The 23,621-nt window shown below is 61.1% G+C and carries 27 protein-coding genes and 1 riboswitch; of the genes, 24 read left to right on the top strand and 3 right to left on the bottom strand.

The annotated features are described in order from the left end of the window. Position 1: 1 nt before the first annotated feature. From paaB to JOE65_RS13385, 6 genes are all read left to right on the top strand, one after another. Positions 2–349 carry a 1,2-phenylacetyl-CoA epoxidase subunit PaaB gene (paaB, locus tag JOE65_RS13410; protein WP_205163668.1) on the top strand — a complete coding sequence of 116 codons (348 nt, stop codon included), beginning with the start codon at positions 2–4 and terminating at the stop codon, positions 347–349. Next, entirely contained in the window at positions 346–1,173 is an 828-nt protein-coding gene (paaC, locus tag JOE65_RS13405; protein ID WP_205163667.1) for a 1,2-phenylacetyl-CoA epoxidase subunit PaaC, read from the top strand. The genes paaB and paaC overlap by 4 nt, the downstream gene beginning before the upstream one ends. Before the next feature lie 5 nt (positions 1,174–1,178). Next, complete coding sequence (gene paaD, locus JOE65_RS13400) at positions 1,179–1,688, top strand: 1,2-phenylacetyl-CoA epoxidase subunit PaaD (RefSeq protein ID WP_205163666.1); 510 nt, start codon at positions 1,179–1,181, stop codon at positions 1,686–1,688. Then, positions 1,689–2,849, top strand: a complete 1,161-nt coding sequence (paaE, locus tag JOE65_RS13395) for a 1,2-phenylacetyl-CoA epoxidase subunit PaaE (RefSeq protein ID WP_205163665.1) — start codon at positions 1,689–1,691, stop codon at positions 2,847–2,849. Between the two features lie 15 nt (positions 2,850–2,864). Further along, on the top strand, positions 2,865–3,644 hold the full coding sequence (locus JOE65_RS13390) for an enoyl-CoA hydratase/isomerase family protein (RefSeq protein ID WP_205163664.1): 780 nt from the start codon (positions 2,865–2,867) through the stop codon (positions 3,642–3,644). A 70-nt stretch (positions 3,645–3,714) separates the two neighbouring features. Beyond that, on the top strand, positions 3,715–3,876 hold the full coding sequence (locus tag JOE65_RS13385) for a hypothetical protein (RefSeq protein ID WP_205163663.1): 162 nt from the start codon (positions 3,715–3,717) through the stop codon (positions 3,874–3,876). An 83-nt stretch (positions 3,877–3,959) separates the two neighbouring features. On the opposite strand, the gene JOE65_RS13380 is transcribed toward JOE65_RS13385, so the two are convergent. After that, complete coding sequence (locus JOE65_RS13380) at positions 3,960–4,418, bottom strand: Lrp/AsnC family transcriptional regulator (RefSeq protein WP_205163662.1); 459 nt, start codon at positions 4,416–4,418, stop codon at positions 3,960–3,962. Between the two features lie 161 nt (positions 4,419–4,579). On the opposite strand from JOE65_RS13380, the gene pdhA reads away from it, so the two are divergent. The 15 genes from pdhA to JOE65_RS13305 all read left to right on the top strand — a co-directional run bounded on the left by pdhA (position 4,580) and on the right by JOE65_RS13305 (position 20,039). Next, on the top strand, positions 4,580–5,710 hold the full coding sequence (pdhA, locus tag JOE65_RS13375) for a pyruvate dehydrogenase (acetyl-transferring) E1 component subunit alpha (protein ID WP_205163661.1): 1,131 nt from the start codon (positions 4,580–4,582) through the stop codon (positions 5,708–5,710). A 5-nt stretch (positions 5,711–5,715) separates the two neighbouring features. Then, positions 5,716–6,768 carry an alpha-ketoacid dehydrogenase subunit beta gene (locus JOE65_RS13370; RefSeq protein WP_205163660.1) on the top strand — a complete coding sequence of 351 codons (1,053 nt, stop codon included), beginning with the start codon at positions 5,716–5,718 and terminating at the stop codon, positions 6,766–6,768. Continuing rightward, positions 6,769–8,238 (top strand): dihydrolipoamide acetyltransferase family protein, encoded by a 1,470-nt coding sequence (locus JOE65_RS13365; protein WP_205163659.1) that lies wholly within the window; start codon positions 6,769–6,771, stop codon positions 8,236–8,238. It abuts the gene before it with no gap. A gap of 173 nt (positions 8,239–8,411) precedes the next feature. Next, positions 8,412–9,596, top strand: a complete 1,185-nt coding sequence (locus tag JOE65_RS13360) for an MFS transporter (protein ID WP_205163658.1) — start codon at positions 8,412–8,414, stop codon at positions 9,594–9,596. A 140-nt stretch (positions 9,597–9,736) separates the two neighbouring features. Beyond that, a riboswitch (cyclic di-AMP (ydaO/yuaA leader) is annotated at positions 9,737–9,907 on the top strand. Between the two features lie 4 nt (positions 9,908–9,911). After that, the gene (locus JOE65_RS13355; RefSeq protein WP_205163657.1) at positions 9,912–10,814 is read left to right on the top strand and encodes a C40 family peptidase; all 903 of its coding nucleotides are present in this window, start codon (positions 9,912–9,914) and stop codon (positions 10,812–10,814) included. 151 nt (positions 10,815–10,965) lie between these two features. Then, entirely contained in the window at positions 10,966–12,150 is a 1,185-nt protein-coding gene (locus tag JOE65_RS13350; RefSeq protein WP_239536724.1) for a cation:proton antiporter domain-containing protein, read from the top strand. An 83-nt stretch (positions 12,151–12,233) separates the two neighbouring features. Next, entirely contained in the window at positions 12,234–12,425 is a 192-nt protein-coding gene (locus JOE65_RS13345) for a hypothetical protein (protein WP_205163656.1), read from the top strand. A 46-nt stretch (positions 12,426–12,471) separates the two neighbouring features. After that, positions 12,472–13,737, top strand: coding sequence for an MFS transporter (locus JOE65_RS13340; RefSeq protein ID WP_205163655.1), 1,266 nt, complete (start codon positions 12,472–12,474; stop codon positions 13,735–13,737). Continuing rightward, a complete protein-coding gene (locus JOE65_RS13335) occupies positions 13,706–14,095 on the top strand; it encodes an ArsR/SmtB family transcription factor (RefSeq protein WP_205163654.1) in 390 nt (129 codons plus the stop codon). Before JOE65_RS13340 ends, JOE65_RS13335 begins: the two co-directional genes overlap by 32 nt. 130 nt (positions 14,096–14,225) lie before the next feature. After that, positions 14,226–15,500: an MFS transporter gene (locus JOE65_RS13330; RefSeq protein WP_205163653.1), complete on the top strand. Its 1,275-nt coding sequence runs from the start codon at positions 14,226–14,228 to the stop codon at positions 15,498–15,500. Positions 15,501–15,564: 64 nt separating this feature from the next. Then, on the top strand, positions 15,565–16,074 hold the full coding sequence (locus JOE65_RS13325; RefSeq protein WP_205163652.1) for a nucleoside deaminase: 510 nt from the start codon (positions 15,565–15,567) through the stop codon (positions 16,072–16,074). Positions 16,075–16,119: 45 nt separating this feature from the next. Then, positions 16,120–17,484, top strand: a complete 1,365-nt coding sequence (locus tag JOE65_RS13320) for an MFS transporter (protein ID WP_205163651.1) — start codon at positions 16,120–16,122, stop codon at positions 17,482–17,484. Between the two features lie 129 nt (positions 17,485–17,613). After that, positions 17,614–18,042, top strand: a complete 429-nt coding sequence (locus tag JOE65_RS13315; RefSeq protein ID WP_205163650.1) for a PRC-barrel domain-containing protein — start codon at positions 17,614–17,616, stop codon at positions 18,040–18,042. Between the two features lie 141 nt (positions 18,043–18,183). After that, positions 18,184–19,644, top strand: a complete 1,461-nt coding sequence (locus JOE65_RS13310; protein ID WP_239536723.1) for an MDR family MFS transporter — start codon at positions 18,184–18,186, stop codon at positions 19,642–19,644. A gap of 5 nt (positions 19,645–19,649) precedes the next feature. Beyond that, positions 19,650–20,039, top strand: a complete 390-nt coding sequence (locus JOE65_RS13305) for a four-helix bundle copper-binding protein (protein WP_205163649.1) — start codon at positions 19,650–19,652, stop codon at positions 20,037–20,039. A gap of 49 nt (positions 20,040–20,088) precedes the next feature. Here JOE65_RS13305 and JOE65_RS13300 read toward each other — a convergent pair whose 3' ends face one another. Continuing rightward, the gene (locus tag JOE65_RS13300) at positions 20,089–20,973 is read right to left on the bottom strand and encodes a phosphatase PAP2 family protein (protein ID WP_239536722.1); all 885 of its coding nucleotides are present in this window, start codon (positions 20,971–20,973) and stop codon (positions 20,089–20,091) included. Between the two features lie 90 nt (positions 20,974–21,063). Here JOE65_RS13300 and JOE65_RS13295 point away from each other — a divergent pair, with 90 nt between their 5' ends. From JOE65_RS13295 to JOE65_RS13285, 3 genes are all read left to right on the top strand, one after another. Next, complete coding sequence (locus tag JOE65_RS13295; protein ID WP_205163647.1) at positions 21,064–22,059, top strand: o-succinylbenzoate synthase; 996 nt, start codon at positions 21,064–21,066, stop codon at positions 22,057–22,059. Positions 22,060–22,124: 65 nt separating this feature from the next. After that, positions 22,125–22,412: an acylphosphatase gene (locus JOE65_RS13290; protein ID WP_205163646.1), complete on the top strand. Its 288-nt coding sequence runs from the start codon at positions 22,125–22,127 to the stop codon at positions 22,410–22,412. Positions 22,413–22,416: 4 nt separating this feature from the next. Next, entirely contained in the window at positions 22,417–23,025 is a 609-nt protein-coding gene (locus JOE65_RS13285) for a phosphatidic acid phosphatase (RefSeq protein ID WP_205163645.1), read from the top strand. A gap of 15 nt (positions 23,026–23,040) precedes the next feature. Here the strand turns inward: JOE65_RS13285 and JOE65_RS13280 are convergent, their stop codons facing one another. Further along, positions 23,041–23,496: an ASCH domain-containing protein gene (locus JOE65_RS13280; protein ID WP_338021646.1), complete on the bottom strand. Its 456-nt coding sequence runs from the start codon at positions 23,494–23,496 to the stop codon at positions 23,041–23,043. Positions 23,497–23,621: the final 125 nt, after the last annotated feature.

Raw genomic sequence — 23,621 nt, 5'->3', positions numbered from 1 at the left:
TATGACCGGTGGATCAACAACGGGCGACGACGGCTCCAAGACCAAGGGCACGGGTGTTCACGAAAGCCGTCAACCGTGGCCGCTGTGGGAAGTGTTTGTGCGCTCCTCCCGCGGGCTTTCACATGTCCACGCCGGTTCGCTGCACGCGCCCGACGCCGACATGGCCGTTCGCAACGCGCGTGACCTGTACACGCGTCGCAATGAGGGTGTGAGCCTGTGGGTCGTGCCGTCCTCCGCCATCATCTCCAGCGATCCTGATGCCAAGGGGCAGTACTTCGAGTCTGCGCAGGGCAAGGATTACCGCCACGCGACGTACTACACCAAGAGTGAGGGAGTGAAGCACCTGTGAGCGATAACGCCAGCGCCACCCGTATCACCCGGGGCAATGCGTTGCGACCGGAAGACATTGCGGTCTCCGGCTTGAAGCCAAGCGACGAGGTGGGCCAGTATGCGCTGCGCCTCGGCGACGACGCGTTGATTCTGGCACAGCGCCTGAGTTGGTGGATCTCTCGCGCGCCTGAGCTTGAGGAGGATGTTGCCCTTGGCAATATCGGCCTCGATCAGCTGGGCCATGCGCGGTCGTTCCTGACCTACGCAGGGCATGCGTGGGACAAAACCGAAGATGATCTAGCGTATTTCCGCCGCGAGCCTGAGTTCCGTTCGGCACACCTGTTTGAGCAGCCGAACGGCGACTTCGCTTGCACCATCGCGCGTCAGCTTGTTGCCTCGCATTTCCAGCATGAGCTGTACTCGCGTCTGGTTGATTCGGCTGATGAGACGCTGGGCGCCATTGCGGCGAAGGCCGTGAAAGAAGTGGATTACCACAAGGATCACAGCGTGCAGTGGCTCCTGCGCCTTGGGCAGGGAACTGAGGAGTCGCGCCGCCGCATGATCGACGGCGTCAAGCTCACCTGGCCGTATGTTGAAGAGCTTTTTGAGGACGATGACCTGACCACGGCTCTGGCAGAGCAAGGGGTTGCCGTTCTTCCGTCGGAGCTACGTGAGTCGTTCGATGCAGCCATTGCGGCCGCGTTCGAGCAGGCTGACCTCACTGTTCCCACGGATCCCGGCGCGAGCGGCGGCGGACGTCGCGGACACCACAGCGAGCATCTGGGCTTCCTGCTGGCAGAAATGCAGGTCCTGGCTCGCGAATACCCCGGAGCAAGTTGGTAACTGCGATGGCGACTACCGTTGCGCACCGTCCCGCGGATCCTGAAGCAGCCCGCCTATGGGATATTGCGGCCACTGTCTGCGATCCGGAAATTCCGGTCCTCACCATTGAGGATCTGGGGATTTTACGGAACGTGGAAACCGGGCCCGACGGCGTTGTGGTCACCATTACGCCCACGTATTCAGGCTGTCCCGCCATGGATTCCATCCGGGACGACGTCACCACCGCTATGGTCACTAGTGGTGTCGCCGATGTCCGGGTGAAGATGGTGCTGCATCCGGCTTGGACCACTGACTGGATGACCGATTCAGGCAAGGAAAAGCTGGAGGAGTACGGGATAGCCCCGCCCACGGGCATGGCAGCAGCCGGTCCCGTCAGGGTTGGTCTCAGTGTTAAATGTCCACAATGTTCGTCTCTTAATACTCATGAACTTACCCGTTTTGGTTCCACGTCCTGCAAGGCGCTCTACGTCTGCAAGGACTGCAAGGAACCCTTCGACTACTTCAAGGTGCACTAGATGGCCGTAACGCTCGCCCCGTCCAACAAACGCCGTACGGCTTTCCACGAACTTGCGGTTGCGGAGGTCCGGCGGCTGACGGCGGACGCCATCGAAGTGACCTTCGCGGTGCCGGAGAACCTGGTTGGCCAGTACAACTACGTTCCCGGGCAGTATGTGGCACTTCGTACCAGCATGGACATAGACGGTGAGGCGAAAGAGGTTCGCCGCAGCTACTCAATCTGCGCGGAGCCCAAGCCCGGCGAGATTCGGGTGGCCATCAAGAAGGACATCGGCGGCTTGTTCTCCACCTGGGCGAATGAGCACCTCAAGGTCGGCGACACCATGGACGTCATGAGTCCTATGGGCCAGTTCATTTCCAAGCACGAGATGACAGAGCTGAACAGCCCGGAAGACATTGACGTGGACGTGGAGAACACGTTTGTGGCGGTTGCGGCTGGCTCGGGGATTACGCCGGTCATTTCGATCGCGCGTACTGTCTTGGCCGCGAGCGATAACGTGCGCTTCGACCTGATCTACGCGAACAAGGCCTCCATGGATGTGATGTTCCTGGAGGAACTCGCGGATCTCAAGGACCGCTACCCGGCCCGATTCGCACTGCACCACGTACTGTCCCGTGAGCAGCGCATTTCGCCCCTACTCTCCGGCCGGATCGATGCGGAGAAGCTGCAGCACCTACTCGGCACCGTCATCCCGGTGGAGTCTGTGGACGAATGGTTCCTCTGTGGGCCGTTTGAGCTGGTTCAACTTTGCCGCGATTCGTTGGCTGAGCGCGGAGTGCCCGCCGAAGATGTACGGTTTGAGCTGTTCACCACCGGAGAGCCCAACCGCCCAGAGGGCCAGATCGGCCGGCCAGTGAAGGTCGATGACGACGCCGAAACGTACGCGATCAACTTCACCCTTGATGGCCTGAAGGGGACGGTGAAGAGCCCCACTCACGCGCGGGAAACCATCCTCAACGCTGCCCTTCGTGTCCGACCGGACGTGCCGTTCGCCTGCGCCGGTGGTGTGTGCGGCACCTGCCGCGCCAAGGTGGTCTCTGGAACCATCGAGATGGATGAGAATTACGCGCTGGAGCCGGATGAAATCGAGAAGGGCTTCATCTTGACGTGCCAGAGCCGGCCGACGTCGGACGAAGTCACCGTTGACTACGACGCCTAACTCAGGAGCAACCGCATGATTGAACTGACCATTGATAACGGCGTTGCCGAGGTTGTCCTCAACGCTCCGCAGAAGCTGAATTCATTGGATGAGTCGGCGCTGGCGGAGTTGGAGAAAGCTTACGACGACGCCGCTGCCGCCGTCTCGGATGGCCGTGTCCGCGCGCTTCTCTTGCGTGGCGAAGGCCGCGCGTTCTGCGCTGGGCGGGACATCTCCAACGTCGTCCCGGAGACTGATGATGCCTACAGCTACCTGGGCAAGACTGTGACGCCACTGCTGAAAAAGATGAGCGCTTTTCCCGCGCCTACGTTCGCGGCCGCTCACGGTGCGTGCCTCGGCGTCGGGCTTGGGCTGTTGGTGGCGACCGATGTTGTTTACGTCGCGGAGAATGCGAAGGTCGGTTCCCCGTTTGCGAACCTGGGAGCCACCCTGGATTCTGGTGGACACTGGTTGTTCACGGAGCGGCTTGGTGCGCATCGCACACTGGACCTGATTTATACTGCCGAGCTGATGAGCGGCGCTGAGGCCGTCGCGAGCGGATTGTTCAGCCGAGTCATGGCTGCCGAGGATCTGCTGCCCTTCACCCGAGAAAAGGTCGGTCGTGTAGCTACTGGGGCTACCGGTGCGTTCACGGCATCGAAGGAACTTGTGACGAACATCCGCGATCAGCGTCTGGGCCTCTGGACGGCGATGGAGGAAGAGAATGTGGCTCAGGGCGACCTCTGCAAGTCCGATGATTACGCTGAAGGTTTCAAAGCATTCCAGGAAAAACGTAAGCCGCAGTTCAAGGGCTAATGAATTAACCTCGATCAACCAGTGGGTACGCGAGGGTGAGATCTGCTGCGATGCGCTGCATAATGGTCAGATGAGTAAATCACTGATTATTGCCCTCGCCGTTGTCGCCGTCATTCTCCTGTTGCTTGGAGGATTGGTGGAAGCGGTGAAATTCCTGCTGTACATCGGGTTGGTCGTTTTGGTCATTGCCGTGGTGCTGTGGATCTTGGGTCGTGTCCGAAGCAAGGCCTGATTAACCAAATAGTAAATTGCTGACTACAGCCGCGCCGGGTGTTCCTCACGGGACGCCCGCCGCGGCTTTTCACGTTTGTAGGCTTAGCGCGTATCAAGGTCCTCGAAGATCAGCAGCGACTGCGTGTCGAGGATGCCCTTCATAGCTTGCAGTTCATCGAAGATGACCCGGCGCAGGTCTACGTTGTCTTCGGCGCGGACCAGTAGAATCACGTCGAACTCGCCGCCCACCAGTGCAATGTGGTGCACCTCTGGAATAGCGCTGAGTTTTTCGCGGAGTTCACGCCAGGCGTGCTGCTCAACTTTCAGCGTCACGTAGGCGGAGGATCGAAGCCCAGCTTTGATGGGATCGATCAGGGCCGTGAACTTGGTCAGGACGCCGTCCTCGGTGAGCCGATTGATCCGTGAGTACGCGTGGGCCCGGGAGATATGGACGTTCTCAGCGATGGCCGTGACGGAGAGCCGTCCGTCCCGTGTCAGCTCCGCGAGTATCCGTCGGTCCACGCCATCCAGGGGTTGAGGTACGGCCATAATATTGTCCATGCTCCTGTACGTAATCCAGCTCACATGTAAGAGTTGTCTCTCAGATGAGATAATTCTAGCCGTTTAGTCCACGTTTTGAGGGTCAAGTGGATACGAAACGCTCTCAGTCTCCATAATGAATCAACACAATATCTTTCCAGTGAGGAAGGACTAGAGGTCCTATGAGTAACGATATCGGGGAGAAAACCCGTGCGGAGGCTTTCATGCTGCCCGCCGAGCGCCCCATTCAGCTGATCGATGAGAACGGCGAGTCACGTACAGCCGCCAACTCTTCCGGCGAGCCATACGCTATGCCGGATGATCAGGCTCTGCTGGCCGCCTACGAGAAACTTGTAGCCGGCCGCCGCGTCAACGATCAGGCCGGAGCTCTTGTCCGTCAGGGCAAGCTCGCCGTCTATCCCTCCTCCCACGGCCAGGAAGCCTGCCAAGTGGCATCCGCCGTCGTACTGGCCAAGCAGGACTGGCTGTTCCCCACCTACCGAGACACCGTCGCGGTCATGAGCCGTGGCGTGAACCCGGTGGAAGTTCTCACCCTCCTGCGGGGTACCTGGCACGCCGGGTATAACCCCTACGAGTTCAACGTTGCAACGCAGGCCACACCGCTGGCCACCCAGCTGCTGCACGCCGTCGGAGTAGCACATGCCGCGAAGCTCAAGGGCGAGGACACTGTTGTGATGGCCATGTGCGGGGATGGCGCAACCAGCGAGGGCGACTTCCATGAGGCCCTGAACTTCGCCGCCGTCTTCCACGTGCCGGTGGTGTTCTTTGTGCAGAACAACGAGTACGCCATCTCTGTGCCACTGAAAAACCAGACCGTTGCCCCGTCTTTGGCGCACAAGGCAATCGGCTACGGAATGCCCGGGGAGCGCGTGGACGGCAATGACCTCGCCGCCCTTCTCTCTGTCCTCGGCCACGCAGTGGACCGCGCCCGCAACGGCGGCGGACCCTTCCTCGTTGAAGCACACACCTACCGGATGCAGGCGCACACCAACGCCGACGACTCCACCCGCTACCGCACCGACGAAGAGGTGCAGAAGTGGGTTGCCCGCGACCCAGTGGCGCGCATGCAGGCCTACCTTTCAGAGCGGAATATGCTCGACGACGCCGCAGTGGCCACCATTGCTGCCAGTGCCGAAGACATCGCTTCCGCCTTGCGTGACGGCATGAACTCCGAGCCCGAGGTAGACCCGGAAGATCTGTTCCGGTACGTCTACTCCAAGCCCACACCGCAGCTGCAGGAACAAGCCGCGATGCTGCGCGAGGAAATTGCCCGCGAAACATCAGGAGCGTGACCACTATGACCGCAGTGACTGAGAACGCCGCTCCGACCACCACCACTCTTACCGTCGCAAAGGCGCTCACGGCCGCACTCGGGGATGCCATGGAGTCGGACAAGTCCGTCATCATGTTCGGTGAGGACGTGGGCCCGCTGGGCGGCGTCTTCCGCATCACGGACGGACTCACCAAGCGTTTCGGCGAGGAGCGTTGTTTTGATACTCCGCTGGCCGAGGCCGGCATCATGGGTATGGCCGTTGGAATGGCTATGAACGGGATGCGTCCCGTCGTCGAGATGCAGTTCGACGCTTTTGCCTACCCCGCCTTTGAGCAGGTTGTCAGCCACGTGGCCAAGATGTCCAACCGCACCAAGGGTCAGGTGCGCCTGCCCATCGTTATCCGTATTCCTTACGCCGGTGGCATCGGGGGAGTGGAGCACCACTGCGATTCCTCGGAGTCGTACTACGTGCACACGCCGGGTCTCACCGTCGTCGCGCCCGCCACTGTCTCCGACGCGTACACCATGCTGCGCGAGGCCATTGAGCTGGACGATCCCGTGGTGTTCCTGGAGCCAAAGAAGCTGTACTGGTCCAAGGAAAAAGTAGACCTGGACGCGCTGCGGGCCAAGTTCGACGGCGGGTCGTCCGACGACGACGCAAGCGAACCGTCCATCGGCCGGGCTGTTATTGCCCGGGAGGGCACCGACGCAACCCTGATCGCCTACGGGCCGTCCGTTCCCACCGCGCTGGCCGCGGCAGAAGCTGCTGCCGAGGAAGGCCGTAGCCTGCAGGTCATCGATATCCGCTCCATCGTCCCGTTCGATGACGAAACGGTCACCAACGCTGTCCGCAAGACTGGGCGCGCCGTCGTCATCGCTGAGGCGCCCGGCTTTGCCTCTGTTGCCTCGGAGATCGTGGCCCGTGTGCAAGAGCGCTGCTTCCATTCGCTGGCCGCCCCCGTTTTACGCGTGACCGGGTTCGACATCCCTTACCCTGCGCCGAAGCTCGAACACTGGCACCTGCCCAGCGTTGACCGCATCCTCGACGCCGTCGACGATCTTCAGTGGGAGGACTAGATGTCACAGGAGAACCGGCAGGTATTCCTGCTCCCGGACCTCGGCGAAGGACTCACTGAGGCCGAGCTGCTCAACTGGCTGGTTGCCGTCGGCGATGAGATCCGCGTTGATCAGCCGATCGCCGAAGTGGAGACCGCCAAGTCCATGGTGGAGGTGCCGTCGCCGTTCGCGGGCACCGTCGCAGAGCTCCACGGCGAGGCCGGTCAGACCATGGACGTCGGTAAGCCGCTGATTTCCGTGGATCGCGTTGCTGCCGTCAGCGGAGCTGCTGCGGACGTGCCCGCTGCGGAAACGCCAGCGCCCGATGCCGGTCCCAAGGCCGAACACGACAGCGCTGAAACATACCGTGACGAGGAGCGTGCCGGAACCAAGCCGCCCGCCGAAGCGGAGGAGCCCACGGGGTCGGGTAACGTCCTGATCGGTTACGGGACGCCCGAGGGCGGCGGGAAAGGCCGTCGTCGTGCGCGCAAGTCCGGGGCTGCTGCCGCGACCACCGTTGTCCCTGAGCAAGAGGAGTCAGCGCCCGAACCATCCCAGCGTGCCGCACGTGTCGTGTCTCCGCTCGTACGCAAGCTGGCCCGCGATAGTGGGGTCAAGATTGCAACGCTCACGGGTTCAGGGCAGGACGGACTGATTCTCCGGGGAGACGTTGAAGCTGCACTCTCCGGCTCCACGTCAGGCTCTCCTGAGTCCGCCGGTCACGCCGCGTCCTTTGCTGCATCCACAGCCGCCGCGGTTTCAGGTGAGGTGGATGAGAAGTCCGGTCTCGGCGTCTCCAAGCGGACCCCGATCAAGGGACTGCGTAAAACTGTCGCTACCAACCTGACCCGTAGCCGCGCGGAAATTCCTGAAGCGACGGTCTGGGTGGACGTGGACGCCACAGCGTTGCTGGACATGCGCGCGGACCTGAAGAAGCGGACCCCTGATTCCGTGCCGGGACTTCTGGCGTTCATTGCTCGCTTTGTCACGGCGGGATTGCAGAAGTATCCCGAGCTCAACACGCGGATTGCCTCGACTGGGGACGGTCAGGAGATCGTCTCCTTCGACGGCGTGAATCTTGGTTTCGCGGCGCAGACGGATCGGGGCCTCATGGTGCCCTCCGTCCGCAACGCCGAGAAGATGAGCGCCCGTGAACTGGACGCGGAAATTCGCCGTCTGACCGCCGTCGCCCGTGAGGGTAAGGCAAGTCCGGCCGAGCTGACGTCGGGAACGTTCACGCTGAACAACTACGGTGTTTTTGGCGTCGACGGCAGCGCCGCGATCATTAACTACCCAGAGGTCGCTATCCTCGGCGTCGGGCGCATCATCGACAAACCATGGGTGGTTAACGGTGAATTGGCCGTCCGCAAGGTCACCGAACTCACCCTCGCGTTTGATCACCGCGTGTGCGACGGCGGGACCGCAGGCGGGTTCCTGCGGTACGTGGCGGATGCCATCGAGAGCCCAGGGAGCGTGCTTGCGGACCTCTAAACCGGGCGTCCTCGCCGGGGCGGCCCGAGCAGTCCTGCCTGCCCACCCTCACCCGACGCGTCCGCACTTATTGTTGGAATAGTGGCTCAATCGGCCCTATTCCAACAATAAGTGCGGGGGCGTCAGGGGGTAGAGGCGTCGGGGGTCGGGCGCCGCGAGATAAGCTGAAGTACGTGCCCGACGAACCGTTCAACCTCAAAGGAATAGCGGTGGCCGCCTATGGCCCCTCTCTTCTATACGGCGTCGCGACCGGTGCGATTTTGCCCGTCATTGCACTCAGTGCCAGAGACCTCGGCGCGTCCGTGGCTGTCGCCGCGCTGATCATCACGTTGACCGGCGTCGGCTCGCTGGCCACCAATATCCCTGCCACCATGATCACGTCGCGGTTTGGCGAGCGCTGGGCTCTGGTAGGGGCGGCGCTGTGGTGTTCGACGGCGATGATCGTTGCCGCGTTCGCCACGCAACTGTGGGTATTTGCGCTGGCGATCTTTATGGTCGGGATGGCGGGTTCCGTGTTTGGGCTGGCTCGGCAGAGCTACCTCACTGAAGCCGTGCCGCTGTATTTTCGCGCGAGGGCACTATCGACGCTGGGCGGCGTCACGCGTATCGGCGTGTTCATAGGCCCGTTCCTTGCCGCCGGAGTGATGGCGCTGGTTGGTATTTCCGGTGCGTACTGGGTGGGTGCGGCCGCAACTCTGGTGGCCGCCGTTCTCAGCGTTCGAGTACCAGATCTTGGCGCTCCCTCCCGGCGGACCGGCATCGAACGCATCCCGCCTCCCACCGTGCGCTACGTGTTACGCGGTCATATGAAAGTGTTTCTGACCATTGGGGTGGGCGTTCTCCTGATTGCGGCAGTGAGAGCCACGCGGCAGGGGGTGCTGCCGTTGTGGGCAGAGAGCATCGGTCTTGATGCTTCTGCGACGGCGCTCATCTATGGGCTCTCCGGCGCTGTGGACATGTTGATTTTTTATCCGGCGGGCAAGGTCATGGACGTCAAAGGGCGGGTCTGGACGGCAGTGCCGTGCATGGCGATCATGGCTGCGGCGCTGGTGGTTATCCCTTTCACCGCTGGTCCAGGCTGGTTCACGGCAGCTGCGCTCCTGATTGGTTTCGGGAATGGAGTTGGTTCTGGGATTGTGATGACGCTTGGGGCCGATTACTCGCCTTCGCCGGGGCGCCCGCAGTTCCTCGGTATCTGGCGTTTCATATCGGATCTCGGGACCATGGCCGGCCCCGGGCTGCTGTCCTTGATTACTGCTATTGCCTCACTGGCGGTAGGCATTTGGGCGGCGGCCGGGATTGGGGTTTTAGCCGCCGTCGTACTCGGTTATTGGATCCCGAGGGTGCGCCGGCCCTGAACGCCGACTCTATGATGCCGACACGGCGTGTAACCAAAACGTGACATATCGATGGAATAACGGTTACCCTTTATAGGTGCCGACCCTGATATGTGGTTAGCACCCCTCGGGTAGATTGCCTAATTCTGCCGCTGCCCAGGGTCCGTTCGCTACAGAATTCGGCAGAAGCGGGGGAACCACACAGTGGACTCCCACCGAGTCCTTGGGGTGAGGCCGCCCCGTCTTTGAGGGATCGTTTCCTCAAGGCGTTGCGGCCGGGTGGCTCCCATCCGAACCCGACAGCTAACTCCGCAGGCATTAGGAGAGGCTACAACCATGTCATCAAATATTGCGCGCCACAGGGCAACCCCTGTGCGCAAGAACCCCTTCAATTCCCTGTCCAAGGCAGTCGTATCCAACAGGGGGGCCGTCGGACGCGGTGCTGTGGTAGTCACCGCAGCATCCGGGCTCATGCTCGGCGCTGGCGCACCTGCCATGGCCGGCGCAGGCCCCTCCACAACGCCAGCACCTGTCTACGCTCCTGCGGCGGCAGTGGCTACTGTAGCCGCACCCGCGGCAGCACAGGCCGAGACTGCAGGAGTCATCAACCACACGGTGCGCTCGGGTGACACCCTTGGCTCCATCTCCGCAAGCTATGGGGTCAACCTGAGCAGCGTACTGCAGCTCAACGGCCTGAACATGGCAACGGTCATCTACCCCGGTGACGTTATTCGCGTCTCTAGCAGCTTCGTGGCGCCGGCAGCACAGGCTCCTGTCGCTCCGGCACCCGCTCCTGCACCTCAGCAGCAGACCATGGCCGCTTCAGCACCAGTAGCAGCCCCGGCCGCCACTGCTAATGTCATGCTTGCAAGCTCCACTATCACCCCGATCGCGGCTGCATCCAGCAGTGTATCCGGCAATGCAGTCGCCGGATCGGCGCAGTCACAGGTGGGACAGTTCCAGGACTGCACCGCCTTGGTTGAGCGCGCGCTGCGGGCTGCCGGAGTCGCGGGAGTCGGTGACGAATCACCAGCATCGCTGCTGCGCTTCGGAACGCCCACCAGCAACCCTCAGCCCGGCGACATGGTGTACTACTCCGACGCTGGTGCAGGAGTTCCCCACATCGCTGTTTACATCGGCGGCGGCAACGCTGTCCACGGTGGTTGGATGGGTAACACAACCGCTGTTTTCAGCGCCGAAATTGGTTCCGGCCCCGTATACTACAGCACGAATGGCTAAGTTCGCCTAGATGCTGACGTACGACGTCGGTACACCGTAAGTGCCCGGCTGGAGGAATCCAGCCGGGCACGTTGCGTGAGAAGCACTTTGTTAGCGATTATTGGATGAATTGCACGATCCTCTTTTCATCGATGCACCAAGGTGGATGATCATGAACATGAGTTCTGCGCTGTTGCTGTCCTTCGCGGTGTTGTTGCTCATTGGTGTTCTGATATCCGAGCGGGCCAACCGGACAGTCATTTCCACTGCCGTACTGTTTCTGCTGGGCGGGTTTGCTCTGGGCCAGGGTGGTCTGGGTTTCGTGACGGTCACGGCGGATGATCCAATCGTGGGCGGTCTGGCGGAGTTGGCGTTGTTTTCCGTCTTGTTCACTGACGGGATGCGCATAGGTTTCAAGGATCTGCGGCTCGCGTGGCGATTGCCGGGACGTGCATTGCTGGTGGGCCTTCCGCTGACTTTGCTGATCACCGCTTTGCTAGCGCACTACCTTGTTGGTCTGCCGTGGCTGGAGTCCTTCTTGCTCGGGGCCGTGCTGGCCCCTACCGATCCCGTGTTTGCCGCTGCCATTGTGGGACGCAAGGAAGTGCCCGGCCGGCTGCGTCACCTGCTGAACGTCGAGTCCGGTCTCAACGATGGGTTGGCGCTTCCGATTGTGCTGCTGCTCCTGGCCGTGGCCGGGGGAACCGATGCCCACGGGTGGCAGTTGTTCGAGGAAATAGCCCTGGGCATAGTAGTTGGCATCGCGGTCCCCTGGGTTGTCCTGCGGTTAGAGCGGCTTCCGTTCCTGCAGGCAACCAAGTCGTTGCAGCCGCTGCTGGCAGTTTCTATCGGCTTGCTGGTATTGGCGATTTGCCAGGCAACCCATGCAAACCTGTTCCTTGGGGCTTTTGCAGCTGGCATCACCGTGGCATCCTCTGGGCAGGGCCTACGGCACGAGTTTGAGCAGTTCGGTGAACTTGTCACCGAGTTACTCAAACTTGGCGCAATTATGGTTTTCGGTGCGCTGATCACTCCGGTATTCCTGTTCCAGGAAATTCCGTTTGAGGGTTGGGTCTTCGCTGTTCTGGCCCTTGTCGCCGTGAGGCCTCTGGCCCTGTTGGTCTCCTTTGTTGGCAGCGGTCTACCCATGCGTCAGCAGGTTTCTGCCATGTGGTTTGGACCCAAGGGATTCGCATCGGTCGTGTACGGGTTGATCGTGCTGGAATCCGGCATAGCCCTAAGCAATCAAGTGTTCCACCTGGTGGCGCTGGTCATTGTCATATCCATCATTGCCCACTCTTCAACGGATGTTTTGGTGGCCAAACAGTTCATGGTCAAAGAAGACAAGGCGCACTAGTGAACGGCTGGATCAGAAGTCGCAATGACCGGCGCGTAAAGTGAGAAGGAGCCCGGTAGCACCTAGCTGATAAGGAGCACACAATGGTCGATGCGTGGACGGCCTTCGTCTCCCAGCTTTCCGGTGTGCTTACGGTCCTTTTCTGGATCTCGCTCGGCGTTGCCATCCTGGTCCGGGTGATCATTGCGATCAGGCGCCGACGAGCAGGGCAACGATCACTACGCACGGCCTTCGGATGGGTAGCGCGGAGCTCACAAGTGTCCCCTGAGGTGTAGCATAGGTGCATACAAGTGCACCTATGTACTCATCAAAAGGATCGGCATGCTCGCAGTACTGAAGAACCCCACGTACCGGAAGCTGTTCTCAGCGCAGATGGTGGCATTGATCGGAACCGGGCTCCTGACGGTGGCGCTCGGCCTGCTGGCCTTCGACCTCGCCGGCGAAAATGCGGGCGCCGTGATGGGCATCGCCCTGACCATCAAGATGCTCGCCTACGTTGGTTTTGCGCCCGTGGTCAACGCCGTCGTCGCGCACTTGCCCAAAAAGCCCGTCCTGATCGGTGCGGACATCATCCGCGCAGCCATGGCATTGTGCCTGCCGTTCATCACCGAGACGTGGCAAATCTATGTGGTGATCTTCCTGTTGCAAGCGGCGTCTGCCACGTTCACCCCTGCATTCCAGTCGCTCATCCCCGCAGTGTTGCCGGAGAAACGCGACTACACTCGCGCCCTCTCCCTGTCGCGGCTGGCCTACGACATGGAAGCCCTCGTCAGCCCAGTGCTCGCCGCAGTGTTCCTCACCATCGTCAGCTATAACAACCTCTTTCTGGGCACAGTCGCCGGGTTCCTGCTCTCCGCCACGCTGGTGGCCACGACGGTCCTGCCAAAAGGGTTCGCTGGAACGGGAGCGCCGTCGTCGTTGTGGCACCGAACAACGCTCGGGGCCCGGATTTTCTGGCGCAACCCCCGCCTCCGCTCACTGCTTGCGCTCAACTTCGTCGTGGCGGCGCCCACTGCCCTGGTTCTCGTCAACACTGTCGTCTACGTGCGCGACGTCCTCAACCGATCTGATACCGATCTAGCCATCGCGCTGGCAAGCTTCGGAGTGGGATCCATGATCGTGGCACTCGCCGCGCCTGGCATCCTGGACCGATTCGGCGACCGGCCAGTGATGCTCAGCGGCGCCGTCGTCATTCCGCTTGCGCTGGCTGGCGCAACGGTAGCGACGTTTTTCATGCTCGACGGCGATGGCGGCGGCTGGTTGTGGCTGCTGGCCATGTGGTTCCTCCTCGGGGCCGGAAACTCGACGATCCTCACACCGTCCTCGCGACTGCTGCGTGAGGCATCCACAGACGAGACCAGCGCGTACGTGTTCACGGCGCAATTCTCTCTCTCTCATGCGTGCTTCATCATCACCTACCCACTGGCCGGGCTGCTTGGAGCAACCGCGGGTCTTGGTGCGGCAGCGCTCGCCTTGACCCTCCTGGCCGTGGCAGGTGGTGTCGCGGCGATTCTCTCGTGGCCCTCCGACGGCGAGCAGGCCGTAGACTCCACACATGAGGAACAGGGCATTGGACAGTCCAATTGAAGGGCACGACGACGGCGCGCGGGAACCGTCTCTGGCCCATGCGGTAACGCCCAGCCCTGAACTGCTCGAGACTGCAGCGGGCATCTTGCGGATGCTCGCAGAACCAACACGGCTGCACCTGCTGTGGCAGCTCGCCGAAGGCCCCAGATCGGTTTCGGAACTGACCGACGCCGTCGGTGGCTCTCGGACCGTGACCAGCCAGCACCTGGCGAAACTCCGGCTCAGTGGGACAGTGGCAGCGCGCAAGGATGGCCGGCACGTGATCTATTCGCTGCCTGATGGCCACCTGATTCGGCTCCTGCGCGAGACCATGAATCACGCGGACCACCTGCTGACCGGTGAGCCAACGCACGAATAAGCGTCATTGACGATTGCCTCTCGCAGGGGAGCGTCCAGCCTGTCGAGGGCTTCGGCGGTCCGTCGTGGCACTAGATTGTTTCAAGACATAAGTGAGGGGCCCGCAATGGCCGAGAGGCGTCGGAGATCAGTTGAGTAATCAGACGGTGCCTGTCCGCAGTAAAGTTGGCCTACGCACGGCTTTCTCCTCACTTCAGGGCAATCGCCGCTTCCGGTTGTTGTGGTTTTCCAATCTCTTCTTTTTCGGCGGCGTATGGACCCAGACACTGGTCCTGGGCTGGCTCGCGTTTGAACTCACACAGTCCGAATTTTTGGTGGCCGTCTACACAGCCGTCCGGCTGGCGCCCATGTTTTTGGGTCCTATTGCAGGCGCATTCGCGGACAGGCACAATAAAATCCGGCTGCTCATGGTGGCATGCGGATGGGCCGCCGTCGCCGTCTCCATTGTTGCAGGCCTCGCGACGGCCGGGCTGTTGTCCTATTGGGTGCTGGTAGCCGGTGGTTTAGCTATCGGTCTTGCCCAGTCCCCATCCCAACCCGCCCGCGCCTCTCTGGTCCTTGAATTTGTGGGGCGCGAGAACCTCTCTAACGCGAACGCGCTCAACTCAATGGCGCTGAGCATGACGCAAGTCATTGGCCCCGCGCTCGGTGGGGTGATGATCGCTACTATCGGTGCACCCTCTGCGTTGTGGGTTTCGACCGGCTGGTACGGTATGTCGCTGCTGCTGATTATGCCGCTGCGTTCCTACACAACTGCTGTGGAAAGCCACGCGATGTCCGTGTTGTCCATGGTCAAAAGCGGGTTCCTCATTATCAGCCGAAATCGTTTGGCCGTGGCGGTCCTGTTGGTCACCCTTGCCGCCAACACGCTCCTGTGGCCGGTGTTTCAGTCGTTCATGCCAGTGTTTGCTGCCGAATCTCTGGGGCTCAATGCAGCCGGGCTTGGGATCCTCCTGACGTGCGCCGGGGTAGGAGGATTCATCGGGTCAGTCATCATTGCCGGAATGGGAGACTTCCGGTACAAAGGCGGACTGTTTGTTTTCGGCACGGCAACCTGGAGCGCGCTGTGGGCGGCATTCGCTCTGTCACATGTACCGTGGCTCTCGTTCCTGCTGATGGGCTTGATCGGTATGGCAAGCGCTGCCTTTGGTGTTTTGCAAACCACACTTCTTCTCATGACCACTGAACCGGCCGTTCACGGTCGAGCACTCGGACTGCAGGAACTTGCCATTGGAATCATGCCCATTTCCACGCTCGCGCTCGGAATCATTGCCGAGTATGTGGGGGTGTCCTTCACCGCGTTCGGGGCAAGCCTGCTGCTGATCGTGGCTCTGGGTATCCTCGCGATCAAAGTGCCTACGCTGCTGACGTTCAGCGGCCGCCGTTCCACTGAAACGATCGTCTGAGGCCATACGCCAGAGCGCTGCGAGTGCCCGTTAAAGCGGAAAACTCCGGTGCTAGGGTGAGGCCATGAATCATGACAGTACAGTCAGCATCTCTGCAACCGAGCGGGCGTACCTGCGCCGGTGCGTGGATCTTGCCCAAGAAGCTGTTGAAGCCGGAGATGAGCCATATGGTTCGCTGCTCACAGACCCAACAGGAACAGTGCGCTTCGAGGACCGCAACAGAGTGAAGGACGGCGATGCAACGCGTCACCCAGAATTTGCTATTGCCCGGTGGGCTGCAGAAAACCTGAGCCCAGAGGAACGCGGTGCGTCCGTGGTCTTCACCTCTGGAGAGCATTGCCCCATGTGTAGTGCAGCCCACGCCATGGTGGGTTTGGGCAGAATTGTTTATGCCTCTAGCTCTGAAGAAGTGAGCAGCTGGTACCAGCAGTGGGGCGTTACCGCTGGTCCAGTGGCCCCTCTGCCTATTCAGGTAGTGGCCACCCAGCTCCAAGTCATCGGACCGGTGGCTGAGTTCACAGAAGAAATTCGCGGCCTGCACGCCCGGATGCTCGGTGTTCAGAGCCCTGACTAAATCCGCGTGTCAGATTCGTAGGCTGGGCGTCCTAAAGTTACCCACATGACACCACGCTCCGCTGCCGCGGAAGGTATCCTGGCGCCTGCATACCGCTGGGTCACCATCGGCACGTTCGCGCTCGTATTCCTCAGCGCCTTCGAGTCATTGGCCGTCACCACCATCATGCCGCTGGTCAGTGCCGACCTGGACGGTGCGTCCCTCTACGCGTTGGCCTTCGCCGGCCCTCTCGCGACCGGCGTCATAGGAATGGTGGCCGCGGGTAACTGGGCTGACAGGCGTGGACCGGTTGCTCCGCTCTACGCCTCCGTTGCCGCATTTGTGCTGGGGCTGCTGATCGCTGGCACCGCGGAGAGCATGCCCGTCCTGGTTGCGGGACGGCTGGTCCAGGGCCTCGGCGGGGGCGCTATGGCGGTGGCCCTATACGTGGTGGTTGCACGCGCTTATCCGGGCCTGCTACATCCAAAGATCTTCGCCAGCTTCGCGGCAGCCTGGGTGCTGCCCTCGCTGATAGGACCGTTCGCAGCCGGTGTGGTCGCCGAACAGCTCAGCTGGCATTGGGTGTTCCTCGGCGTCATCGGGCTGGTGGTACCGGCCTTGGCCATGATCATTCCAGCAATGCGCACCCTGCACACGGCGCCCGTGTCCGTGGTTCCGTGGAATCTGGGAAGGCTAGGCTGGGCAACTCTCGCCGCCGCCGCAGTGCTGGGACTGAACCTTTCCGCCCGGCTCCCAGCTGGCGCCGTCGTACTGGCCGGTGTGGCCCTGGTCATTGCACTGGTAGCGCTGAAGTCGTTGGTGCCCAGCGGCACGCTCACGGCAACGCGCGGACTGCCCAGCGTCATTCTGACCCGAGGGCTCGCGTCAGCGGCTTTCCTGGGCACCGAGGTCTACCTGCCCTACCTTTTCATTGCCCGTTATAATTTCACGCCAGCGCTTGCCGGGCTGACGCTCACCTTCGGAGCGGTGGCCTGGGCGTTCGCTTCTGCGGTCCAGGGAAGGATGGGTAATCGGCTTGAGCATGCGTTGGCAATTCGCCTTGGTTCCATATTCATCTTCGTCGCAACTGTGCTTGCACTGCTGACAGCGTTGTTTCATTGGCCGGCTGCCCTTGCAGTTATTGGCTGGACCGTCGGCGGCGCAGGAATGGGTTTGATGTATCCGCGACTGAGCGTCATGACGCTGAGTTTGTCCTCTGCACAGAACCAGGGTTTTAACAGCTCGGCCATGTCGATCGCTGATTCCCTCGGTGCCGCGCTCGCCCTCGCCATGACGGGCATCATCTTCACCGCGTTGACGACGGCGGGGCTGTCCTTTGTGGGGGTGTTTGCCTTAGCAGTGGGAATCGCCATGGCCGCGATGGTTGTTGCGCCGCGCGTCGCGTTGAAGCAGCGGGTTTCTACCGGATGACGTAGACGGGCAGGCGATACTGACGGTTCACCTGCTGCTGCGTAAAGGTTGAGGATACGTTCCCAGCGTGCTTATTGTTGAGAGTGCCGGTGAGTACCGGTAGCAGGTCAACCCAAGGGAGAGTGCATCATGGCGGAAAATACGGCCGACGCATTGGTCAAGCTCAGCGATATCGACGAAACCATTGCCCTGGATGACGTCGATGTTCGTGGGCGCCATGTCAGGGACAAGGACGGGGAGGATCTTGGCAAGGTTGAGGACCTTCTGATTGATTCTGGGGAGGACAAGGTGAGGTTCCTGCTGGTCGCATCCGGTGGTTTCCTTGGTTTGGGTAAAGAGAAATCGTTCATCCCGGTCGATGCCATCACGGGAATCACCGAAGATGAGGTCCGCCTGGATCAAACCCGCGACCGCGTATCCGGTGCTCCACCCTATGATCCCGAATTAGTGGACCAGCGTCCCTACCATGAGGACGTGTACGGGTATTACGGTTATACCCCGTACTGGGGTGCAGGGTATGCCTACCCGGGATTTCCGTATTACCCGGCTGCCTACTGACCGGCGGCCGGAGGGGGTCTTAGCCGTACAGCAAGACCGGGACTAAAAAGTCACTGCCCGTTGTTATGCTGTCCGGCGTACCCCAGTGTGGGCGTACACGGTCGCGTCTCGGCGGCACGCACTCCCTGATTGGAAATTGACTTGAACAAACCGGACCACTCCGCCCGGAACAAGCGGGTCATTTGGCTCCTGCTAGTGTCAGCATTCGTTGTCATTCTCAACGAAACGATTATGAATGTCGCTATCCGCGAACTCATGATTGACCTCAACATCACGGCCCGCGCTGCCCAGTGGCTGACAACGGCCTTCATGCTCACCATGGCAGTGGTGATTCCCATCACGGGTTTCCTGCTGCAACGCTTCAATACCCGCCCCATCTTCATCGCAGCCATGAGTCTATTTTCAACAGGAACGCTCCTGGCGGCCTTGGCACCAGGCTTTTCCTTTCTGCTTCTGGGCAGGGTGGTTCAGGCCAGCGGAACAGCCATCATGATGCCGCTTCTCATGACAACGGTCATGACGTTGGTGCCACCACGCGAACGCGGAAAGACCATGGGCAACGTCTCGATTGTCATCTCCGTTGCTCCCGCCATTGGTCCCACCATTTCCGGCATCATCCTCAGCTCGCTGTCCTGGCGTTGGATGTTCTGGCTGGTGCTGCCCATCGCCGTCACCATGCTCATCATCGGCGCCCGCCGTGTGGAAAATGTCACCGAACCCAAAAAAGTTCCGATCGACGTCGCCTCCGTGATTCTCTCGGCCCTTGGCTTCGGCGGTCTGATCTTCGGCCTGAGCCGGGTCGGCGCCGATTCAGCCTCATCAACTGCCCCCATGTGGATTGCGCTGATAACTGGTGCCGTGTCGCTCTTGGTCTTTGTCCTTCGCCAGCTGAAACTACAGCGTAAGGATCGCGCGCTTCTGGACCTCCGTACCTTCAGCGAACCAATCTTTGCGGTCTCCGCTTCGCTCATGGTCATCTCTATGGCCTCACTCTTCGGGACAGTCATCCTCCTACCGATTTACCTCCAGCAGGTCCTTGGCCTTGAGCCGGTACAAGTGGGGCTGCTGCTGTTGCCGGGAGGCCTACTCATGGGCCTATTGGCTCCGTTCGTCGGACGGCTCTATGACAAGATAGGCCCGCGTCCACTGGTAGTTCCGGGGACCATAGTGCTCAGTTCGGTCATGTGGTTCCTGAGCACCATCAGCGAGTCAACAGAACCAATGGTGATCCTTGCCGCGCACATGTCACTCAGCGTAGGGCTCGCACTACTCTTCACCCCGTTGTTCTCTGCTGGCCTGGGATCATTGAAACCGCACCTGTACTCGCACGGCAGCGCCGTCGTCGGAACCGTTCAACAGGTAGCTGGAGCAGCGGGGACAGCACTGTTCATCACCATCATGTCGATCCAGTCCACGGCGCTCGCCTCTGAAGGTGCGGTAGAAGCAGTGGCCGTAGCTGGCGGTGTCCGCATGGCATTCATGACAGGAGCCGTGGTCTCACTACTGGGCATTGTGGCCGCGTTCTTCCTGCGGAAGCCAGAGGACCCGGTTGAAGTCTCGCAGCCCGACGTCGTACGCCAAGTGGACGTGCCAACTCACTAGCATCCATGCTTGACACGTATCCCAAAGACCTCGGGAACATCGACAGGGACAAACTCGCAGAGTGCATTGCCTCCTGCTTTGATTGTGCACAAACATGCACCGCCTGCGCTGACGCCTGTCTCAGCGAGGACAGCGTTGCCGATCTCACCAAGTGCATCCGCACGAACATGGACTGTGCAGACCTTTGCGCCACCACGGGCAACGTCCTCTCTCGGCTCACCGGATACGATCCCGACCTCACTCGAATGGTGCTCAAGGTGTGCCAACAGGCGTGCAACGCCTGCGCCACCGAATGCGAACAGCACGCAAACATACACGATCACTGCAAGGTATGCGCCGAAGCATGTCGGCGTTGTGAGAGTGCCTGTGCTGAGCTCGCAGCCTCGCTAGGCTAATACACCGGCACGCCAGCGGTCGCTCGGAAGCTTCCCGGAAAGAGTCTGGTTAGCGACGTCGTCTGGCTTCGAAACCAAACAATCCTGTGGCCAGTCCACTGATCGCGAAGCCAACGCCCACGATCAGTGACAGCCCGGACCAGAAGAACAACGGATGAGTGCCGGTCCCTGGGATGGGGGCGGGTCCAACGAGCTGTGCGTAGTAGTACAGCCCCGCGCATGCCGAAAGCCCACCCAGCCCGGCGATCCAGCAGAGGCCCGGCCACCAGCGGGATGAAGCCCAGTGCTCGCCGTATCCGGACCACACGTTCCATGAGTTTCCCGTACGCATGATGAGCACGCCCCCGATCATCGTCCATACGGCCACCACAAGATACGCGGCAACAATGTCCGCCGGACGGTGCCATAGGTTAACGAACGTGGCTACGCCGGCCGCCACTGAGTATGCGCCACCGGCCGCCGCGGCGAAAGGGCGCCAGCGCGGCGATACTACGAGGAACACGGCAGCCGCAGCCGAAGCCGCCAGCGTTGTGTGGCCTGACGGGAGCGAGTTGAAATCGAGTGTGGGCACGCCGCGCTCCGGCCGATCAAGAAGAAGTGTCTTCGTGACCTGAGTAGTGAGGTTGGCTGCTGCTACCGTCCCCAGCGCGATAGCAGCGGCCGCCCACCGGCGTCGTCCTAGAGTGACAAACAGGACCACAACGGCGGCAATGATCACCGAGAATAGGGGTAGGTTATCCAGAAACTGGAGTACCGGGCCTCTCAGATTGTCAGCCACTTCCGCCTCGCGCCAGGCGGACTCATCAGCGAATTGCCCCGTAGTGGTGCGGACAAAAACGTAATACGTTGCTGCGAGTGCGCCCGCGCAAGCAAGGGCTCCCAAGACAAAGAGCCAGACGTGTGGCGCGGCCCTCCTGGCGTGCTTCTTAACCATGCGGGACATCATCGTCATCAAGAATCCCACATTTGTTCCCAAGATGATGCATTACATGATCGAAAACCCGTTGGTGGGTAGGGTTGTAGAGTGAATACACCATTGCCGTCTCTGGACGAAATCCTCCTCGACGCTGCCGTTGTCACGTTGCCCATGCGAGTGAAGTTCCGCGGCATTCTAGAGCGTGAGGCGCTGATTTTTCGAGGGCCTACGGGGTGGGGTGAGTTCAGCCCTTTCCCGGAATATGACGACGCCGAATCGGCTGCTTGGTTGCGCGGCGGTCTTGAAGCGGCATGGCGTGGATTTCCGGAACCAGTTCGTCACCGAATCCCGATCAACGCGACGGTCCCGGCAGTTGGACCGGCTAGCGTAGCCGCCATCCTTGAGCGCTTCGGCGGTGCGACTGCTGTGAAAGTGAAGGTTGCCGAGCGTGGGCAGTCGGTGGAAGACGACGTCGCCCGCGTCGCCGAGGTTCGGCGTCTCTTGCCGGACGCAGCGGTTCGGGTGGACGCCAACGGCGGGTGGGACCGCGACCTAGCGGTGGATGCGTTGACCCGGCTGGCTGAGTTCACGCTCGAATATGCGGAACAACCCGTCCCTGACATTGCTGGCCTGCGCATGGTTCGTGAGGAACTGCGCCGTCGAGGGGTGCCCGTGTTGATCGCGGCGGATGAAAGTGTCCGCAAAGAGACAGACCCGTTGCTGGTAGCCCGCGAAGACGCCGCGGACCTGATCATCGTCAAGGCCGCCCCGCTGGGGGGAGTGCGCCGCGCAGTGGACATTGTCGCGCAGGCCGGGCTCCCCGCCGTCGTCAGTTCAGCCCTGGACACCTCAGTAGGGATCCGTGCGGGCGTTGCGTTGGCGGCCGCGTTGCCGGAACTGCCTTACGCGTGCGGGTTGGGAACCGTGTCCCTGATGGACGGCGACGTCACGAACACCCCTCTGATGCCCGACGGCGGCTATCTACTGGTGCGGGACGTTCAGGTTTCAGACGATTTATTGGCACGTTACGCAGCGCCAGTGGATCGGACGCGCTGGTGGATGGAACGCCTCACCCGTGTCCATGCGATGCTGGCCGGGCAGTAGACCAGTGGTCGAAGGCAACCCGCGAGCGTTTTCCTGAGCCAATACCGCAGCAGTAAACTCACCGCATGGCAAATGACACTGCATCCCAGCGACTGCACGCAACCGTCACCGGTTCTGTTCAGGGTGTGGGATTCCGATACTGGGTTCGGCGTCAGGCCGATCAGCTCGACCTAATGGGAACGGCCACCAATTGCGACGACGGCTCAGTAACCGTCATTGCCGAAGGGCCGACGTCGTCCCTTGATAGCCTGCGGGATGTGTTGGAGTCCGGTTCCACACCGGGACACGTCGATGGCGTTGACGTCCGCTTTGCTGCGGCAACTGGTAAGTTCTCGGACTTCCATGAAGCCTGACGTGATGGAGCGGACCTCTGCGACGCGGCGGAGCACGTTGTACCGGACGGCAGCATTTGTCACCGAACTGTTTGCGCCGGCGGTACTGGTCACCGTGATGCTGCTGTTGGCCGGGATCCATGCGGACGGGCTCACAGGGCTGTTGCCCGCATTCGTGGCCATTGTGTTTGTCACGGCTCTACCGTTCGCAGGCATCTTCCTGTTGACCAGGCGCGGAACGGTCACGGATCACCATGTTGGGGAACGCCGTCAGCGCGCCCCCATCCTTCTGGGCACGCTTGGCTCCATTGCCGTCGGCATCCTTGTTCTTCGTCTGATGGACGCGCCTCCTCACCTGATGCTGATGATCGCCAGCACCGTTCTTGGCCTCGTTCTGGTGCTTATTGTGAACCTCTTCTGGAAGCTGTCGGTACACGCAGCGGTCAGCGTTGTTTTCGCTATCGCGGCGGTAGTCCTGTCCGGGCCGTGGGGTCTGGTGGCCGTCGTCGTTCCGTTGGCCGTTGGCTGGTCCCGTGTAGTGCTAGGCGCGCACACCCGCGCTCAAGTGCTCTGCGGGTTCGCCGCTGGCCTGCTCGTTGGGTTCGCATACGTGGCCGGGTACCAGAGCCTCTAGTCCGACCGGGAACGGCTACGTGGCGTCGCTCCGTGGCGGGCAATCAGGGGGTGAGTCGGCGTGTTGAGGGGGCCACACTACCGCGAAGCGTTCAAAGACGATCTCGTCGTTCTCTGACCATTCGCGCCCCTGTGCGGCTGAGACACGCTTCCAGTAGTTGCGGTGCTCGCGCTGCCAGCTTGTGAGGCTTAAATCATCTTCACCTTCGTCGGAGGCGAAAGCTGCATCGGCGCTCCCAAACGAGCCAATCCGGAGTTCCGTACTTCGAATAACGATCCGAGGCACCCCTTGCCCGTCACATGCGATCCAATGAGATCCGATTCGGGGCACTTGATCTCCCCGGGCAATGAAGTCAGCGACAAGTTCTGCCGTAGCTCGTTTCCTACCGCTGAGAACATTCTCGAGAAGTTCGTTCGCCAGGCGCTGAGAGTCGCCGAAGCGCTCGACGGTGTATTCGGGTGACGCTGACACCGCTTGCGGGTGCGCAGCTGCTTACGTCTCCCACATCTGTTCGCCTGCTCGGAGATCTACCGCAGCAGCAGGATGAGAGTGCATGTGTCCATAATGTCAGGTTTTCGGGGCTCGTTCGCCTGCTG

Source organism: Arthrobacter roseus (assembly GCF_016907875.1).
Taxonomy (GTDB): domain Bacteria; phylum Actinomycetota; class Actinomycetes; order Actinomycetales; family Micrococcaceae; genus Arthrobacter_J; species Arthrobacter_J roseus.
The sequence above is the reverse complement of the archived record's forward strand: the minus strand, read 5'-3'. Positions and strand labels throughout refer to the sequence as shown.